The sequence below is a fragment of the Streptomyces sp. NPDC005195 genome (genome assembly GCF_040608315.1).
In the GTDB taxonomy this organism is placed as follows: Bacteria; Actinomycetota; Actinomycetes; order Streptomycetales; family Streptomycetaceae; genus Streptomyces; species Streptomyces kaempferi.
In genome coordinates this window covers 22,398-40,043 of the sequence record NZ_JBEXHZ010000028.1, presented here as the reverse complement: position 1 = coordinate 40,043, position 17,646 = coordinate 22,398, and the positions used below count along the sequence as shown (strand labels likewise).

13 protein-coding genes and 3 pseudogenes are annotated in these 17,646 nt (G+C 68.2%); 9 read left to right on the top strand and 7 right to left on the bottom strand.

What is annotated here, in order from left to right; genetic code table 11:
• Positions 1-133 precede the first annotated feature (133 nt).
• The gene (locus ABZV34_RS25200) at positions 134-886 is read right to left on the bottom strand and encodes an SDR family NAD(P)-dependent oxidoreductase (protein ID WP_356280809.1); all 753 of its coding nucleotides are present in this window, start codon (positions 884-886) and stop codon (positions 134-136) included.
• Positions 887-987: 101 nt separating this feature from the next.
• Between ABZV34_RS25200 and ABZV34_RS25195 the strand changes: the two genes are divergently transcribed.
• The 4 genes from ABZV34_RS25195 to ABZV34_RS25180 all read left to right on the top strand — a co-directional run bounded on the left by ABZV34_RS25195 (position 988) and on the right by ABZV34_RS25180 (position 6,552).
• Entirely contained in the window at positions 988-1,824 is an 837-nt protein-coding gene (locus ABZV34_RS25195; protein ID WP_356280806.1) for a helix-turn-helix transcriptional regulator, read from the top strand.
• A 146-nt stretch (positions 1,825-1,970) separates the two neighbouring features.
• Entirely contained in the window at positions 1,971-2,168 is a 198-nt protein-coding gene (locus ABZV34_RS25190) for a DUF4236 domain-containing protein (RefSeq protein ID WP_168530643.1), read from the top strand.
• Between the two features lie 297 nt (positions 2,169-2,465).
• Entirely contained in the window at positions 2,466-3,995 is a 1,530-nt protein-coding gene (locus ABZV34_RS25185) for a UDP-N-acetylglucosamine 1-carboxyvinyltransferase (protein WP_356280803.1), read from the top strand.
• Between the two features lie 823 nt (positions 3,996-4,818).
• The gene (locus tag ABZV34_RS25180; RefSeq protein ID WP_356280800.1) at positions 4,819-6,552 is read left to right on the top strand and encodes a hypothetical protein; all 1,734 of its coding nucleotides are present in this window, start codon (positions 4,819-4,821) and stop codon (positions 6,550-6,552) included.
• A 35-nt stretch (positions 6,553-6,587) separates the two neighbouring features.
• On the opposite strand, the pseudogene ABZV34_RS25175 reads toward ABZV34_RS25180, so the two are convergent.
• The 5 genes and pseudogenes from ABZV34_RS25175 to ABZV34_RS25155 all read right to left on the bottom strand — a co-directional run.
• Positions 6,588-7,022: pseudogene (locus ABZV34_RS25175) on the bottom strand (serine hydrolase); the annotation flags it as partial.
• A 68-nt stretch (positions 7,023-7,090) separates the two neighbouring features.
• A complete protein-coding gene (locus ABZV34_RS25170) occupies positions 7,091-12,397 on the bottom strand; it encodes a hypothetical protein (protein WP_356280797.1) in 5,307 nt (1,768 codons plus the stop codon).
• The gene (locus tag ABZV34_RS25165) at positions 12,394-12,975 is read right to left on the bottom strand and encodes a hypothetical protein (RefSeq protein WP_356280794.1); all 582 of its coding nucleotides are present in this window, start codon (positions 12,973-12,975) and stop codon (positions 12,394-12,396) included. The genes ABZV34_RS25170 and ABZV34_RS25165 overlap by 4 nt, the downstream gene beginning before the upstream one ends.
• A 919-nt stretch (positions 12,976-13,894) precedes the next feature.
• Complete coding sequence (locus ABZV34_RS25160) at positions 13,895-14,074, bottom strand: hypothetical protein (protein WP_356280791.1); 180 nt, start codon at positions 14,072-14,074, stop codon at positions 13,895-13,897.
• Positions 14,075-14,108: 34 nt separating this feature from the next.
• Positions 14,109-14,210 (bottom strand): annotated as a pseudogene (locus tag ABZV34_RS25155) (transposase family protein); the annotation flags it as partial.
• 321 nt (positions 14,211-14,531) lie between these two features.
• Between ABZV34_RS25155 and ABZV34_RS25150 the strand changes: the two are divergent.
• The 4 genes and pseudogenes from ABZV34_RS25150 (at position 14,532) to ABZV34_RS25135 (ending at position 15,758) form a co-directional block, all read left to right on the top strand.
• The gene (locus ABZV34_RS25150) at positions 14,532-14,747 is read left to right on the top strand and encodes a hypothetical protein (RefSeq protein ID WP_356280788.1); all 216 of its coding nucleotides are present in this window, start codon (positions 14,532-14,534) and stop codon (positions 14,745-14,747) included.
• Positions 14,748-14,995: 248 nt separating this feature from the next.
• Positions 14,996-15,076, top strand: a pseudogene (locus tag ABZV34_RS25145) (hypothetical protein); the annotation flags it as partial.
• A gap of 297 nt (positions 15,077-15,373) precedes the next feature.
• A complete protein-coding gene (locus ABZV34_RS25140) occupies positions 15,374-15,541 on the top strand; it encodes a hypothetical protein (RefSeq protein WP_356280893.1) in 168 nt (55 codons plus the stop codon).
• Between the two features lie 34 nt (positions 15,542-15,575).
• Positions 15,576-15,758, top strand: a complete 183-nt coding sequence (locus ABZV34_RS25135) for a hypothetical protein (RefSeq protein WP_356280786.1) — start codon at positions 15,576-15,578, stop codon at positions 15,756-15,758.
• A 385-nt stretch (positions 15,759-16,143) separates the two neighbouring features.
• Here ABZV34_RS25135 and ABZV34_RS25130 read toward each other — a convergent pair whose 3' ends face one another.
• Positions 16,144-16,617, bottom strand: coding sequence for a hypothetical protein (locus ABZV34_RS25130; RefSeq protein WP_356280783.1), 474 nt, complete (start codon positions 16,615-16,617; stop codon positions 16,144-16,146).
• Positions 16,618-17,015: 398 nt separating this feature from the next.
• Between ABZV34_RS25130 and ABZV34_RS25125 the strand changes: the two genes are divergently transcribed.
• On the top strand, positions 17,016-17,360 hold the full coding sequence (locus ABZV34_RS25125; RefSeq protein ID WP_356280780.1) for a hypothetical protein: 345 nt from the start codon (positions 17,016-17,018) through the stop codon (positions 17,358-17,360).
• Positions 17,361-17,646 lie beyond the last annotated feature (286 nt).

Sequence of the window (17,646 nt, the reverse complement as noted above, 5' to 3'; positions counted from 1 at the left end):
GCGACGGGGACGACGGGTGCGACGGGGACGACGGGGACGACGGGGAACAGGCCGAGGGGCTCGGCGGACATCGGAGTCCCGGACATCTGAGCCCCGCCCACCGGGCTCTCGGCCCCGGTCACCGGATCCTCGGTCACCAGGGAAGCGAGCCCTCGAGGTCGAAGTAGCCTCCGGTCGGACCCTCCGGGCCCAGCTGGGCCGTGCGGACGATGATCTCGGCGCCCTCCTCGACGGTCTGCGTGCCCGTGTGCCCGTTCAGGTCCGTCGCGGTGTAGCCGGGCTCCACCGCGTTGACGCGGATCTCGGGGAAGGCCTTCGCGAACTGCACGGTGATCATGTTGACCGCGGTCTTCGACGCCGGATAGGCGACCCCGGGGTAGGCGTACGTGGGTGTGCCGGGGGTGCTGACCCGACCCAGCGAGGCCAGTCCGCTGCTCACGTTCACCACGACCGGGGCCGCGGAGCGCCGCAGCAGGGGCAGGAACGCGTGGGTGACCCGTACGACCCCGAAGACGTTCGTCTCGAAGAGCGACCGCATCATGTCGGCGGTCAGGTCCGCGGCGCCGACGACACCCCCGTCCGGCGTCCGCCCCTCGATACCGGCGTTGTTGATCAGTACGTCGAGACCGCCGTCGGCCTCGATGGTCTTCGCGGCGGCGGCGACGGAGGCGTCGTCGGTGACGTCGAGGACGACCGCGCGCGCCCCCAGTTCCTCGGCGGCCCGGCGCCCGCGCTCCGGGTCCCGGCTGCCGATGTAGACGATGTGGCCCGCGGCGACGAGGCGGCGGGCGGTCTCGAGGCCGAGACCCTTGTTCGCTCCGGTGATCAGGGTTGTCGTAGGTGTTGCAGTTGCCGTAGTTGTCGTAGTTGCCGTGGTTGTCGTCATGGCTCCAGGTTGCGGCCGGGCACCCCGGTCAGCCAGGAGTCCCGGCTTCCTGGGACTCCCAGTACCAGGCAGGTCCACGCCGGGCGGGGCACAGTGGAGGCATGGCGAGCACGGAGTTCGGGCGGACGGTACGACGCTGGCGCGACCGGGTCTCCCCGGAGGCCGCCGGGCTGCCTGCCGGCGGACAGCGGAGGGCGGCCGGGCTGCGCCGTGAGGAACTCGCCCTGCTGGCCGGGATCTCGGTCGACTACGTCACCCGTCTCGAACAGGGACGGGCGGCCCACCCGTCGGAGCAGGTCGTCGAGGCGCTCGGCCGGGCCCTGCGGCTGTCCGGCATCGAGCGCGAACACCTCTTCCATGCCGCCGGGCTGGTCCCGCCGGGGCGGGGCACGGTCCCCGGCTACCTCACGCCGAGCGTGCAGCGGCTGCTGGACCGGCTGACCGGGACCCCCGTGGCGGCCTACGACGCGGCGTGGACGCTGCTGGTGGCCAACCCGCTGTACGCGGCTCTGCTGGGCGACCCGTCGGGGTGGCGCGACCAGGAGCGCAACGGGGTGTGGCGTGCCTTCCTCGGTCCGGCCGGCCGGGTGCGCCACACACCGCAGTCCCGGCGGACACTGGAGACCGCGCTCGTGAGCGACCTGCGGGCCACATCGAGCCGGTATCCGGCCGACCCGCGGGTACGGCGGCTGGTCGCGGAACTGCGCGCGGGCAGCGACCGGTTCGCCGAGCTGTGGGACACCGGGGCCGTGGGCCGTCAGGAGGCCTCCCGCAAGACCGTCGACCACCCCCAGTTGGGCCCTCTCACACTGGACTGCGACATTCTCAGCGTCGCCGGAAGCGACCTGCGCATCATGGTCTACACAGCCGAGCCCGGCTCCCAGGACGCCGAACGGGTCGCGCTGCTCGGCGTGCTCGGCACCCAGACACTGGCCTGAACAGGGCTGATGCCCAAGGCAGTTCGTCTACGGAGGCCTTTCACGGGGTGTCGTAGATCCGCAGGCGGCCAAGGGCCGATTCCGGGGTACCCGGTGTCCGAGCCGGGACGCACCCGGTGTCGCGAACCACCTCTAGGGGGCCCTCGATGGCAATCACCTTCCGCAAGAGCTTCCGCATCCTTCCCGGGGTGCGGCTGAACATCAACCGGCACTCGTGGTCGATCACCACCGGCGGACGGCACGGACCGCGGCACACCCACAGCAGCACCGGGCGCAAGACCACCTCGATGGACCTGCCGGGCCCCTTCGGCTGGCGCCGCACCACGCGGCGGCGGGACCACTGACCCCACCGGCCCGCTCCCGCCCGGGTGAGGGAGTGAGGACGCCGACCGGCCGCCGTGACGGCGGTGACGCGCACGATGGGGGACGGGCGAGCCCGGTCCCCCATCGCGGCCCTCACCTGCGAGAGGGACGCACCGGTCAAAAAAGGAGGAAAGACAGGAAAGGCCGGAAGCGCGCCACACCCTTCCTTTCCCTGCGGTCTCGCCCGAACTCCCCTGCGAGTCCGCCCCGCTGACCACCATCACTCGAATGGCTGTACTCCATTTCTCTTTATCTCACATGAGATATACGGTCGCGCCATGGCAGACGACTACCTCGTACGCATCGGCAAGCTCATCCGTGACGCCCGTCAGCACCGGGGCTGGACCCAGTCGCAGCTTGCCGAGGCCCTCGGCACCAGCCAGAGTGCCGTCAATCGCATCGAGCGCGGCAATCAGAACATCAGCCTTGAGATGATCGCCCGCATAGGGGAAGCCCTGGACAGCGAGATCGTGTCCCTCGGCTACGCGGGTCCGATGCATCTGCGCGTGGTCGGCGGACGGCGGCTGTCCGGCTCGATCGACGTGAAGACCAGCAAGAACGCCTGTGTCGCGCTGCTGTGCGCGACGCTCCTGAACAAGGGCCGCACGGTGCTGCGCCGGGTGGCCCGGATCGAAGAGGTCTACCGCCTGCTGGAGGTGCTCGGTTCGATCGGTGTCCGCACCCGGTGGATCAACGACGGGGTCGACCTGGAGATCGTGCCCCCGGCCCAGCTGGACATGGAGGCCATCGACGCCGAGGCGGCCCGCCGTACGCGGTCCATCATCATGTTCCTCGGCCCGCTGCTGCACCGCATGGACCAGTTCAAGCTGCCGTACGCGGGCGGTTGCGACCTGGGCACCAGGACCATCGAGCCGCACATGATCGCGCTGCGCCGCTTCGGTCTCGACATCGCCGCCACCGAGGGGCTCTACCACGCCCGGGTGGACCGTTCGGTCTCCCCCGCCCGCCCGATCGTCCTGACCGAGCGCGGCGACACGGTGACCGAGAACGCGCTGCTCGCCGCGGCCCGCCACGACGGTGTGAGCGTCATCCGCAACGCCTCCTCCAACTACATGGTCCAGGACCTGTGCTTCTTCCTGGAGGCCCTGGGTGTACGGGTGGAGGGCATCGGCACCACGACGCTCACCGTGCACGGGGTGCCCACCATCGACGTGGACGTGGACTACTCGCCCTCGGAGGACCCGGTCGAGGCGATGAGTCTGCTCGCCGCCGCGGTCGTCACCGAGTCGGAGCTGACGGTGCGCCGGGTGCCGATCGAGTTCCTGGAGATCGAGCTCGCGGTCCTGGAGGAGATGGGCCTCGACCACGACCGTTCGGCGGAGTACTTCGCCGACAACGGCCGTACGCGGCTGGTCGACCTCACGGTCAGGCCCTCCAAGCTGGAGGCGCCGATCGACAAGATCCACCCGATGCCGTTCCCGGGCCTGAACATCGACAACGTCCCGTTCTTCGCGGCCATCGCGGCCTCCGCGCAGGGCAAGACGCTGATCCACGACTGGGTGTACGACAACCGGGCGATCTATCTCACGGACCTCAACCGCCTCGGCGGGCGGCTCCAACTCCTCGACCCGCACCGGGTGCTGGTGGAAGGGCCGACCCGCTGGCGCGCCGCCGAGATGATGTGCCCGCCCGCGCTGCGGCCCGCCGTCGTCGTCCTGCTGGCGATGATGGCGGCCGACGGGACGTCCGTACTGCGCAACGTGTACGTCATCAACCGCGGCTACGAGGACCTGGCCGAGCGGCTCAACTCGCTCGGGGCGCAGATCGAGACGTTCCGGGACATCTGATCGGCGGGGTGTCGTGCCCTTTGAAGGCGAGGGGCACGACACCTCAACATGCCAGCTGACCTGCAGATACCCACCTTCACGACCCTCCACTGATCACTGTTGTTTTTCAGCACCTTGTGCAACGCACGTGCAAGATGATCTTGAATAGTTGACGATGCGTCAGAGATGCCTGAATATCCGTCAGCCATCACGGAGGGTTGTCGCCGAAGTGGCCTCGCAACGTCCGATGTCGGTCGTGTCACGCCGACCGCGTCTGGTCTACGAGGTGAACCGCTATCTGCCCGACGTCTCCTGCCTCGCGACGCAGCCCGAGGTCCGGCCGCGCATCCGATTCCTCTAGCTGATCACCTCGCCAAGCAGAGAAGGACCCGCACCACGCGGGCGCGGGTCCTCTGCCGTAGACGGGCGCCGTGTCACGGGCTGAGCCTGCGCCCACCTCGTGGGAGCACCCGCCGTGACGTCCGGGCCAGCGGGGTCGGGCCGCCCTACGATGAGCAGCGTGACAAGCCTCCGCGCCCCAGGCCCCAGGGGCGCTGCGCACCTTCACGACCGCCTTCGGCGCGCCCAGCATGTCCGTCGCCCAGTTCACCACGACCCACGCCGCGCACGTCCAGATTACCGATCTGCGTGATCTTCTCCCCGCGTCCGTCACGGCCCTCCTGCAGTGAGTGTCCTCTACGCGAGCCCTTGAGGCAGGCCGCCGGCCCCGCCGTGACGTCAGGACTCTGAGGGACTCCGCCATGGTCTTGGCGGCGGTTAAACGGGATGCTGCAGGTTCCGCTGTACCCAGATACTGGAACCTGCGGTCAGGGAGGGCAAGCCCGTGGTGGAGATGGAACCCGGTATCAGGCAGGCGTTGGACGACGCGTCAACTGGCTTTGTCTCCTACGAACAGTTGTTGGAACGCTTCCTCAAGGCGCTCACCGAGGCGGCCCTGCAGAATGACGGGCAGGGCGTCGCTCTGTGGGCCGCCTTCAGCTTCCACCACAATGAGCAGAAGGGCTTCACCGGCAGCTACGCGGGATCCGATCCAGGCGAGCCGTGGCCAACCGATCCGCGTCAGGTTCCGGCGGAGGTGCTGGCGGTGTGGGCCGCATACGCGGCCCATGCCCGGCATCCCGGGGTAAGGGCCCGTCTGCACCACTTGCTGTGGGAGGCCCGGAAGGGCGATGCCTTTCAGCATGCCCGGCAGGCGATCAAGGCCTACCGGGATGCGGCGGCTGAATTCCTGAACGCGCCGGAACGGAATTCTGGGCAGGTGCGGGCATGCGACTGCTTGACCGTCGCCCAGGACTTGGCCGCTTCCCTGAGCCAGACCACGCTTGAGGACAGCGTCCGCAGCGTCATGACGGATTTCGTCACGGCGATGCTCAACGAGGGGGATGACGCCCCTGGTCTGGTCCTTCAGCTGTTGCGGGCTCTCAGCGTGAGGCGGCCAGTGGACGAAGGCGTCTGTCGCCTTCTGGACACGGCCTGCGACCGGTACACGTCCGACGCTTTTGTGCTCGTTGACCTGTTGGAATTGCGCCGGGACGTGGAGACGGACGTGGCGGCACGCACGGATCTCGACCGCCGTATCGTCACAACGATCTTGGAGGATGCCGAGCGGCTGTCAGGTTTCCTTCGCATTGACCGGCTCAGCACGGCGGCAACCATGGCCCGGGACCGGGGCCTGGTAGACCTGCATGACGAGGCGGTCCTACGGATGCAGCGTACCGACCCCGAACATCTCGGTATGTCATGCTTCGAGGAGACCATTCGCGTGCCCAAGGCCATGTTCGATGCCTACACCCAGTGGGTGGGCGGCGCCTCCACCCTCGGTGAGGCGCTGGGAAGACTGGCTGCTGTCCCCTCTCCGGCCGGCTCCTCCGCCAACGCCCAGAACGCCGCGCACCGCATCGCCCAGTCCTCAGCGTTCCTCTCCGTCGTCTCCACCGTGCGGATCAACCCGGTGGGGCCGGTCCCGGTCGCGCCCGCAGCGGTGGATCCGCTGGCGAATCACGCAGCGCAGTGGCGGCTGGTGTCCATGGAACTGACAGGGCTGTGCGTTGCGGCAGCGCTGGACCAGATCGGCGAACGCTTCGACCCCGACGAGGACACACTCGTCGAGCTGCTCACCCATCCCCCGGTAGTGCCGACCGGCCGTGCCCGCAGGCTGGCCTTGGCACTGCTTCACTACTGGCGGCAGGAGTACACCGCCGCCTACTCTCTGGCCCTGCCCCGGGTCGAAGGGCTGCTGCGCGAACTGCTCCGGCAGCAGGACGTTCCCGTTGTCCGTGTCGCTCAGGGCGATGCCCGCGGAGGAGCCAGCCTGCTCGGCACACTCATCGACCGCATGACCGAGGCCGGGCTCGACCCTGATTGGCAGGATTTCCTGCGGCTGCTGCTGACCGATGGTGCGCGCGGCATGAATTTGCGCAACGACGAGCTCCATGATCTCGCCGACGACGAGCCGCAGCCCCACCGCGCCGCCCTCGTCCTGCTGGCTGACCTCTACTTGGTCTCCCGCGCCCACCAACCGAACGCAGACGAGACAGCCGATCCCCAGGAAGGGTGAGCCCCGCCTGTTCGCCGGCTGGTCAAGTGAGGGCCAGCGCGGAAGGTGTTGCGTACGTCGGTGAGGGGGCCGCGGTCGCGGGTGTAGTAGAGCTTGTTGGCGAGCAGGACGGCCCAGCGGTCTTGTGTGGAGTTAATCCACATGCCGGTGCCGGTGAAGCCGTAGTGCACGTAGGCGCCCTCGGCCGGGTCGGTGCCGGAGGCAGGGTGCCAGAACAGGCCGCGGACGGGTTCGAGTTCGCCGGTGTGGACCTTCAGCGACTCCTCAACCCAAGCGGGGCCGAAGCCTGGCTGGTTGGGGATCTGTGCGGGGTCGAGCATGTAGCGGAGGAAGGTCGCGAGGTCGTCGAGGTCGGAGAAGGCGCCGGCGATGCCGCAGGTGCCGCCGAGGAAGCGGGCGGAGAAGTCGTGGGCGGTGCCTTTGAGGTGGGTGTCGGTGTCGGGGTCCCGTTCGGTGGGGGCGCACCGGGCCACACTCCGTCACCCCCGAATCTGCGACAGGGCCGATTCACGACAACCATGCACGGGGGTAGGGCTTGTCAGGAGCCGGTAGAGGGCAGGGTGAAGCGCGCAGTGACGGCGGTGGTGGTGATGTCGTAGAAGCGCCTTCCCTCAGGGCCGAAGGGATTTTCTAGTTCGTGGACGCGGATGCGGGCCGGGTCCTTGGCATGGGTGACGAACAAAATGGTGTACTTCTCTCCGTCCTCCAGGTTCTGGGCTCGGCGGATCTCAGAGGAGCCGAGGATGAAGGAGGGGTCGTCGCCGCTGGTGGCCTTGGCCTCGAAGTAGTGGTGCCCCTGCGGGGTCTCAATGACGAAGTCGTAGCCGAGGATGTCGCTGCCGATGCCGTCGCCGTACTCCTCCGCGCGGGTGCTGGAACGCCAGGATTGTCGGGGCGGCACGCCGTAGTGGTGTTCGATCCACTTGCCTGCGGCGATCTCGCCCAGATATCCGATGGTGGCGGTCTCCTCAAGGTCAGGGCCAGTGACGCTCACCCCTCCGCCGGTATCGGACTTGGCCAGGCGGGGGTGGGATGCGACGGGCGTGCGGCGGCGCGCGGGCAGCGCCGTCGTGCGGGTGGCGAGGCGGGCGGGGGTCAGGGCCTTGGCGATGGCGACGCCCAGGGTTCGCCAGTCGGGAGGCATTGCCGGGGCGCTCCCGGCACTCGGGCTGGTGGTCGTCGCTGGTGGTGGTGTCCCTGGGATGGCCGAGGTGCGAGGGCCTGGCACCGGAACTGGCCCGGGTGGGGGTGCAGTGCCAGGGGCCGGCGCCGGGCCCGGTGCGGTTGCGGCGCCGGGTGGGGACGTGGAGACAGGGCCGGCCGGAGTCCAGGTGGTGGGCATACCGGCAGGCCAGTGGCCGTGGGAGTGCAGCCACGCCGTGAGGGAGGCCATGTTCAGGGCGGTGAAGTCGGTGGTGCCGTCCGCGTGCATGCCCTCCACCACTGCCGGTACCTGGGGCAGCTGGTGAGGGGCCGCTTCGGTGCCACTGATGCGCTGCCACTGGCTGATTCCCTGCTGCAGGCGTAGCAGCGCATCGGGGAGGAAGGCGAGGTTGGTTGCGCGGAGTTCGGCGAGCGGTCTGGGCGAGGGCAAGGTGTGTTCGCTGCTGGTGGCGGGCAGGTGGCGCTCGGCCCACGCTTCGGCGCGGGCTTGCAGCACGGTGGGAGGCAGATCCCAGTAAGTGTCGGCCCAGGCAGAGTCGGGCTGCCGCAGGCCGGGGAGTTCACGCAGGCGCAGGTAGTCGGCCAGGTCCTCGCCGCGAGCGTAGACAGGCCAGAAGGCGTCGCGGATGCGGCCGACGAGGGTGTCCTCGTGCTTTTGCAGCCACAGGTTCACCCGCCGCTGGTGGCCGTCAGTGTTGTGCAGGGGGTCGAGGTTCGCGGCGCTGCGGCGCTTGTTGGCGTCCGCGAGTGGGATTTTCAGGGCGCCTAGGGCGTCGGGCAGTTCGTCGTCCAGATGGGCCAGGAGGTCGTCTGCGGCGTCCGGGAGGTGCCGGGTGAGCCAGGTCGCAAGGTCTTCAGGAGCGGCCAGGGTGTGGCGCTGGTCGTGGAGGGTGGCTGCGAGGCTGGGGTCGATACAGGCCAGCAGGTTGTAGAGGCGTTCGATGTGGGCGTGGGGGTCGCTGGCAGCGAGCACCTCGTCGAGCTTGGTCCTGGTGATGGCGAGCACCTCGGCGACGTCGTCCAGGGTGGTGCGGTCGGGCTGCTCCGGGTTCCTGCGCAGCAACTGGAAGAGGCGGGCGCGGAGCCTGTCCGTCAGGTCGGGTGCTCCCACCAGGGCGGCGAGGGCGTCGCAGGCGGCTTCCAATGTGTCCCACAGGGTGCGGGCGCTGGGGTGTACGGCGACGATTCGCGGCGCTGGCCCATCGGAATCGTGGAGGAAGGAGTGCGGCCGGTAGTCGGGCGGGACGAGATGCTCGTCGATGAGGATGCGGCTCTCGCTGGCCTGGACGAGGTGAGCGGTAGCCAGGCGCTTGCGGGCCCGGGCGAGGCGTTGGGCATGCTGAGCTGTGTCGACGCTGCTCTGCCATTCCAGGAGACCGAGGATCAGCGCGGTAAGCCACGGGCCGGCGGCATCCGGCAAGGGGATGCTGGGGGCGTCCTTCATAGAAACACCGTCGAGCTCGGCGTCGATATCCGCGTCGCGTGTCGCCTTCAGGCGGCCGTCGGCGCCGTCCCCCAGTTGGGCATGGATGCGTTCGGCCAAGGCTGTGCTGCGGATGGCTAGCAGCGTCACCGGCGCCGCGCGCAGCGAGGTCTCTTGGACCTTGCCATCCCTGTGGGGGGTATAGACCATCTCCTTGCCCAGGGACGCCAGACCCAGGGTGCCGCCGCGTTCGACGACCAGGCGTTCAGGGGCGGCGACGGTGTTGGAGCGGCGAGAGGCGGTGGCCGGCAGCAGGTCCTGCCAGGCGTCCTCGTAGGCGCTGCGGATGGCGTGTCGGGTCTGGGCGGCGGTGGAGTCGGGCAGATCAGCGACAAGGCCGGTCAGGTAGTCGAGGCGGTCCGCGGCTGTGCGCTCGTCGTGCCACAGCCTGATCCCCAGGGGCGACAGCCGCTGCAGGACCGTTGGGGTGAGCAGTCGGCGCAGCGCGGGCGGCTGGGCGGGCAGGAAGGCGGGCACTTGGCCGTTGGTGATCACCCACGCCTTACGCAAGGGCACGAAGGAGATGGCGGCACGGCGGCCCGGGGTGGTCTGGGGAAACCAAGGCTCGCTGGCCAAGAACGCCGCCGCCGGGCTGAGCCAGCGCACGCTGTGGGCGCCCTCCTGGTCGGTCCTCTTGAAGACGGTGCGCAGGTACTCCACGAGCCAGTTCTGCACCGCCTCCAGCAGGAGTTCCGCCAGTCGCAGCCGGTCGCGCGGATCCAGGGCGGTGTGGACGCTTCCACCCGGCATCGTGTACAGCTCACCGGCCCGGTACGGCTTACTGACGAAAGCACCCCGTTCCTGTGGGGTCACCGCGTTGATCCAGACACGCCGCTGCTCGGGCGTGAGCACGCCCTGATTCCAGAACGTGGTGAGCCCAGGGCCGTTCAGTTCACGGCCTCTGCATTCCACGCTCTCGCCGCTGAGGATGTTGGGCTGCCAGCCGGAGCGGGCCCCGGCGTGCTGCAGGAACTCGCGCAACTCCGTGACGTTGGCCGCTGGGTCGACCGCTTCCGGCGCGAGGAGGATCCGGTCCTCCAGCTCGCGCAACCCCGCCGCACGCTCGACGACCCCTTGCAGGAACTTGGCGGGCTCCCCCTCTCCCCACTCGGGCCCGAAGACCGCCTGCGGAGCAGGGAGCCAGCCCCCGCGCACTGGCACCATGAGCTGCCGCAGCTCCTTGGGAGGCTCCCTATCCGGTGGCCGCATCCGCCAGATGCGCAGCGCCACCTGCAGGTACCCGGTGAGCGCCTGGGGATCGGTGGACTTGACCATCAGCTGGGCAATCATCCGCAGCAGCGTGGCGGAGTTGTACTCGCGGGCCAGCTTCGCCCGGATCATCCACGCGCGCGTCGTATCGCTGAGCGGAACCTTGGGATCGAAGACCGCGATACGCGCGGCAAGCTGCCGAGGCAGAGCCCCCAGCGGGTCCTCCGCACCTGCTGCACGCCTTGGAGGAAAGAACGCCAGCCGTCTCCCGTCGGCAGCGACAAGGCCGCCACCGGCGCAGATGAGCAGGCCCTGGCGGAGCAGCGGGGCGTGGGTGACCGGGAACAGGGCGGCCAAGTCACCGTAGAACCCGGCCCACTGCTCGGGCGTGGCGCTCCTGGCCCAGTGATGCGCAACGATTTGCGCCCACCCTGCGAGGAGTTCCGCCCCCGGGACCAGGGTGCTGCCGCATGCCCGGACGAGGCTCTTCAGCCGCTCAATGCGCACTTCCTCCACCGCCGGGTCGATGATGTCGGCCACACCGGCGGCGGCAACCGCGTCGGCGTTGAAGTACTCGGTATCACCGGACCACTGCTTGGCCACTACCACAGGAATGCGCCTGTGACCCGGCCCGCGTGTCGGCACCAGCGCAAGTTCCGCCAGCGGCACGCCAGCCTGCTCGCAGGCACTGGTCAGCTGGGGCAGATATGAGCTTTGCCAGCACATGAGGTCCAGCAGCGTGCCATCTGCCAGATCCAGCTCCTTGTCCCGTACCAGTGCCGCCACGCGGGCGCTGGCATCAATCGCCTGGCTGATCAGTGCCCGATTCCACGGGTTGTCTGCCTTCAGCGTGCGCCGCGCCAGGTCGCTGTCGAAGAGGGCGTTGAGGTAGCCGCCGAGTGGTTCCCCCGCCTCGGGTGTCATCGGCAGGAAGCTGTACATACGCCCTGCGGATAGCGCCGCGCCGTCAGGCACGGCGATCTGCACCTGCCCGCCGCCTTCCCATTTCTCGAGCGCGTCGTCAACCGTGCCCTCTTCCAGGCCTTCACGGGCGGCCTCGGCCAGCACAGCGGGATCCACGTCGGCGGTGACCACCACGAGACGCAACCCGTCGCGGACTGTGATCTCCTCCACCCGCAGCCCATCACGGAACAGCACTGCGGTGACTTCTCGCAGGTACTGCCGGGAGTCGACCTCGGCCCCCTCGCCTTCAACTCTCACAGTGACGGTTCCCAGCCGTTCCAAGAACAGCTCGAACGGTGCGCCGGGGTCCTGCAGCTGGACGATCTGCCGTCGGGCCTCCCCCAGCTCCCGCGGTGAGCGCAGCGGCAGCCGCACCACGGTGCTGTATCCACGGGCAGCGAAGTCCTCCACCTGCGGCGGCAGTTCGTCCACGGGAACGGTCACCCGCAGCGCGCTGACGTTCTCCCGCAGTTCATGCCCCAGGCCCTCCTCATCGGGGGCGACCTGCGAGGCAATTGCATCGAAGTCCTCAGGCCGGGCGAAGCGGAAGCAGAACCCATCGAAGACCCCCGCGCCCGGGCGCGAGGCGCTGTACACCTCGGGAGCGTCGCACAGCTGCCGCACGCTTTTGAAGCCGACACCCTTGTGGCCGATGTTCGTTGCCGGGTCCTTCGAGCTCATCCCCAGCCGGCACATCGAGTGGAAGCGCTCCGGGCTCAACGGGTTCCCTTTGTTGGCGACGTACAGCACGCCGTGCGCACCCTCGCCAGGGCGAAGCCTGATCTCCGCTCGGCCGTCGCGACGGTCGGCCTGGTGAGCGTCGTGGGCGTTCTGCAGCAGCTCGATCACGGTCCGCCCGGTGTACGCCTTGCGTACTGTCCCTTCCGCGACCCCCTTCAGCTCGCGAGTGTCCGTCTGCCCCAGACCACGGCTCGCCAGGTACAGCCGTGCCTGGTTCAGCCCCTGGGCCACCACCAGCTCACGCCAGCTCTCAATTGCTTCCATCTCCGGCACCCCGCCGCTCACCCGCGTTCTCCTCCCCCGGCCGTCCCTCCGAGGTACCCCGCCCGCAACCGCCGCCGAACCGGCAGGGAACGCCCGCCTCCACTCGCCCGCGCCAAGACGACCCAGTCTTCGTCGCTCGCCCAACTAGTAAGCGACGTCAGTTCCGTTCCCTGTGCTGCGGCGCAAAGGCCGCGAACCGCCTGTAGGTCGCCAGTGCGGTCCCTCCGGCGTAATCGGCCGCAACTGTTGGCGTCCAGGTCGGCGGGCCGGATCACCAACGGGCGCAGGCCGTGAGCGGGGATCTCCACGTCGCGTCGCGCGGCGTACAGCGTCCGCTGGCCTTGCTCCACTCCACTCACCGTCAGGCGCCTGAGCGTGTCGAAGAACGGCGTGGCCTTGTCGTGCTGTGTCTCGCGGTATTTCACGGCGAGCCTGCGCCCAGGCCAGTAGCCGGCGATTGACAGCCTGGCCTGCCACCCTGCGGATCCGGCATCGCCGAGCAGCCACTCGAACCGGTGCTGACGAAGGCCATGCTCGCCGACGACTACGTCATACAGATCGGTGACGTATGTCTCGTCGCTGTTTTCTCTCCCACCCATGCGTCGGAATGCTGCCACAGACCACTGACAAAGGCCGCGGGACGCCCAACTCGCCCCGCATGGAGTAAAATCGACCGCAGCTCTAACTCGATGTCGACAACAGCCTGCTGATACTGCGGCTGTACACCGGCTGATCCTGTTCCCGGCCGTCGGCAAGACCATCGCCGGGCTGCCAGCGGCGCTGCCGACCGGTCGACGAGACGGGCGCAGGTCGCTGTGGAACTTTCACAACCCCGGTGGAGTCCAGCGGGAGGCCCTCGGTCGTGGCGAGAATCTTCTGCCAGCGCTGGATTCGACCCCAGCTGTAACGTCACCCAGCGCGATCTGGGCACGAGAGTGATTTTCCGGGCATCGCCCGCGCGCTGATTGCCGAAGCCGAGCGCTACCTCGCCCGCCGGGGCTACGGGCTGATCACCATGGTGAGGGAGTGCTGGCGAAGCAGCGGACGTTCCGTCCCTCCCGCCTTTCGCCCGGCGAAGCCGCACGGACAACTGCTGGCGAGCAGGATCAGCATCCGGAGAATCAGCGATTTGGTGTGGCTGTCCCGCGGCGATAGGGCAAGGTATGCGGCCGTCATCTGCTCACGTTCGAGACCTCGGGACTTGCGCCAACAGACTTATGTATCCGTCTCAGTGAGGCTGCTCAGTCGGCCTCGGCGCTGAAGGACTGCGGTCAGCAGCTACTGCCTGCCTCTACGATGCTCCAGCGCATGGAAGCCCAGCCCAGTAGTGCATGGCCGAGGCTCCGACCAGAGCCGCCGTCGGCATACGAGACCGTGAGCGTTCGTGCTGCGTGGGGCCTGGTCGCGCTGCCGAGTGACGTTTTGCCTGATCAGAGTATGTGCGGTGTCGGCGTCGGCTGAACCTGGGTTCTGGATCACTTTCAGTGCTGGGGCCACGGAGGGTCACCGAAACCGCGATCATGAACGGCCGTGGGTGATGTCCTCTTCCAGAACCTGCGGTTCCACCGGGTCGAAGGTGTCGTTGTCGAAAACGTTGTGCCTGACGGCGAGTTGGTGGCCGTGCGGGCCCGGGTGGTTGCGGAGCGGGCCGTATGTCCAGCGTGCGGGACGGGGCGCCGAGCCGTCCGGCCTCGGCATAGGCGGTGGTCGCCTGCCTGCATGAACGTTGACCGCAGCGGAACCGCCGCACCTGCAACTCGATCAGCACAGGGCGCCCACTGACCGAGCTGTCGGCGAGCCGCCGTACGTACCGGCTGTGCACCCGGGACCGCGCTCGACCGCACCGCCCACCACGTCCGCACGTTTGCCGAGCTGCGGTCCCGACAGATCACCTCGATGCCGGGAATAGCAGTGTGTGTCGGGTTCCTGAAGGCGCTGAATGGCAGTTTGCCCGCCGATGCTGTCCTCTCGGCAGGTGCAGCATTCGGGGGAGCGGCGCTGCTCTGCCTGGCCGCGGTGCCAGTCGTCCAGCAACTGCGGCAACAACGCTAGTGATCTGAGTCAGAGATTCGCCGGCAGCAGGCGGCGAATCTCTGACTCAGATCACTTCAGATCACTAGGGGGAGCCGTTGGTCCGACTCGGTAGCATCGGGGTATGCCCACGGGACCTTTGCACGACCGCGCCGTCAACAGCATCGTCAACGGTGAACTCACCCAGGAGACCTTCCCCTGCCGGTGCATGATCGGCGACGATCACATCGAGGGTCCGGACTCGGTTGACTACGAGGAGGAGCCTCAGGACCACTCGTTCGCTGGAGCCGAGGAAATTTGGCTCTCCAGCGGCATGGACGAGGACTACGACTTCCGCTAACGACCTTGGGAGCGGTGACGGTCGGCCCGTGACGTGAGAAGGACCGCACGGGTTGGACGAGTTGTGACGCTTGCCTGGGCCCGTGCGGCCTGCTCCCGTCCTGCCCTGTCCGGTATCCCCGTGCACACGTCGGCGAGTTGCTCGAAGAACTCGCACCCAAGTGGCATGCCTCACGGAAGTCGGCGCTGCGCGAGCGACGTGGCAGGGTTCGGCGCCGCGGTGCAGGGGCAGACCCCGCTCGCAAGCTGGTGTTCGTGGACCGACTGCTGGTCACGCTGGTGCACCTGCGGCTGGGGCTGCCGGACGCGGCGCTCGCCGAGTTGTACAGAGTCGACCGCTCCACCGTCTCAGGCGCAATCCGCGAAATCCGGCCGCTGCTGCCGAGCCGCGGCTTCGCTGTTCCCGAACGACCCGGCTGGAGGACGTGTTCGCCTACGCCGAGGCGGAAGGGATCATACTGCGGATCGATGGCACCGACATGCAGGTCTGCCGCCCGGGCCGCAAGGCGTTCGTGTCCGGCAAGAAGAAGCAGAACACCATCAAGACCACGACCTTCAGCGACGATCAGGGCCGCAACCTGTTCAGCGGGGTGGTCCAGCCCCGGCCGGATACACGACCAGACCGCCATGCGCACCGAGGACATCGCCGAGCAATTCTGCCGGCATCCCAAGGACAAGACCGAGGTCGACGAAGGCTACCGAGGTCTGGCGAACGAGTTTCCCGACCAGGTCAGCCACCCCACCGAAGAAGCCAAAGGACGACGCCCCACTCGGCGAGCAACACGCCCAGCGTAGGCAGCGCAGCCGCCAGTCCTCCGAGCCGATCTCCGTGGAGCACACCAACGCCGAGTACAAGCAGTGGCGGCCCCTGCAGCGCTTCACCGGACCGCGCGAGACCTACACCGAGACCCACCTCGCCATCGTCGGACTCGTCTCCGACCGCTCCGCCCGCAGGGCGCCCCATCGCAAGCCCAGCACCGAACTTGTGCTCGCCCCACAGGTCGCCCACTGATCGCCCAACAGTCGATCCGCCAGGGCAGTACGCCCCGAACTCAATCGCTCCCAAGGTCGTTACTGGCACAGTGAACGTCGTGCCCGTCAAGAACACGAAAGACCAGAAGCCCCTGAGGTATCCCGACGCCATCGACATACCTGTGCTCTTCCGCGACGGCCCAGGCGGACGGACCAGGGGTGAGTGGCGCCGGAAGGACCACGCCGCTTGGACCGGCACCGCCTTCCCCTCAAGTAACGGCTGGTACCTGCCCACCACGACGTGGCGGAACGTTCTCCGATCCGCGGTCAACGTGGGGCGTGACATTTCCCCCTGGCTCAACCTGCCGTACTACGCGGTGCGCGAGATAGGGGCGCGAATCGCGCCCCTAAACGCGTACCTGGACCTACACGACGGAGACCGCCTTCACGAGTACAACGCCGGAAGACGGCTGACCGCAAACGTCGTGCTCGAACACGGTACCGAAGCCAGCGCCGTCGGCGCCTTCAGCTACCGGCTGGGCATGACGCTGGCAGAATGGGCCTGCCGCTCGCTGATGGGCCTCGGCGAGACACGGCACATCGAGAACAGCTGGCCCCTGAACATCCAGGAACCAACCGCAGGAACAAAGCCTGCCAAGGGGCAGAAAAACCTTCGGCCCGACTTGTGGGGCCGCCACCATCTCGAGGACCGTCACTGGCTGATCGAGGCCAAGGGCGGAGATATCACGGCTGCCAAGCTCAACCACGGATGGGACCAACTCCGCGGAGGATGCTCGGTACTTCATCCTCATGGCGTGGATCACCGTATCGTGCTCTGCGGCGCCGCTCTCAAACGAGGCGTCGGCCCCAGGAACGACCTGTTCGTCATCATTCGCCATGACCACCACCTCGGGACTCAGCGCGGCTCCCTCGCTTCCACAGGCGGCACGGACCCATCTCCACGGAAACCGCAATCGGCTGAGGAGACCCTCGACGAGGACAGCACCGGCAGCGCCCTGCTCGATGTCGCCCGCTCGCAGATGCTCACCTACCTGGCCCTGGCTGCCCTGCAAGGCTCAGCTCCCTCTCGCCTCCGGCTGGTGCCGGTGGCCCGGAACCGCGGTGAGCGGCGCCCAACAGCGGGATCGCTCACCCTCATGGAAGATGACGAGGCCACCCGTGAACGACGTGCGGCCCTGGCCGGGCGGAAACGTCCCCGGACGACGCAAACGCCCGAGCGGCGGGCCTGGACAGCTTCCTCACCGGCCGCATCCCGCACACTGAAGTTACTCTCGGCATGTCCCGGCAGCTCTACGCGGCCTGTGCCGAGCTTTTCCGTGCTGACCGGGAGATCGCCGAGCGCACGCCGGGGCTGCGCGCGGAACACCACCCCGCCGACGCAGAGGACGACGAACGAGAACAGTGGTCGACAGCCGCGCGCCGCGAGTACCGCGAGCGCCAGGACGAAGCCAGGCCCGTCATCCAACGCCGCCTCCACCAAGTCTTCACGGTCTCCCGTGACCAGCCCTGGGAGCACCGCCTCGCAAACACCCCGCGCTTCACCCTCGCTCCGGCGGCACTCGAAGCCACCACGCCCGAAACGTACCTGGCAGTCGAGACGGACGATCTGTTCGGACGCTGAACGGTGGCCCATAGCCGCCATCGGCGCTGGGAGTGTCCTGGGACTTCCGGCCGCATCAACTGGCACGAGCGTGAAGCAGCCGAAAGACCATTGCCGCAGGTCAGCAAGTTGAAGCCAGTCAGCCCGGCAGGTCACAGGCCGGCCCGGTCTTTCCGGGACATCTGAACGGCGCGGTATCGTGCCCCTTGGAGGCGAGGGGCACGACACCTCAACATGCCAGCTGACCTGCAGATACCCACCTTCACGACCCTCCACTGATCACTGTTGTTTTTCAGCACCTTGTGCA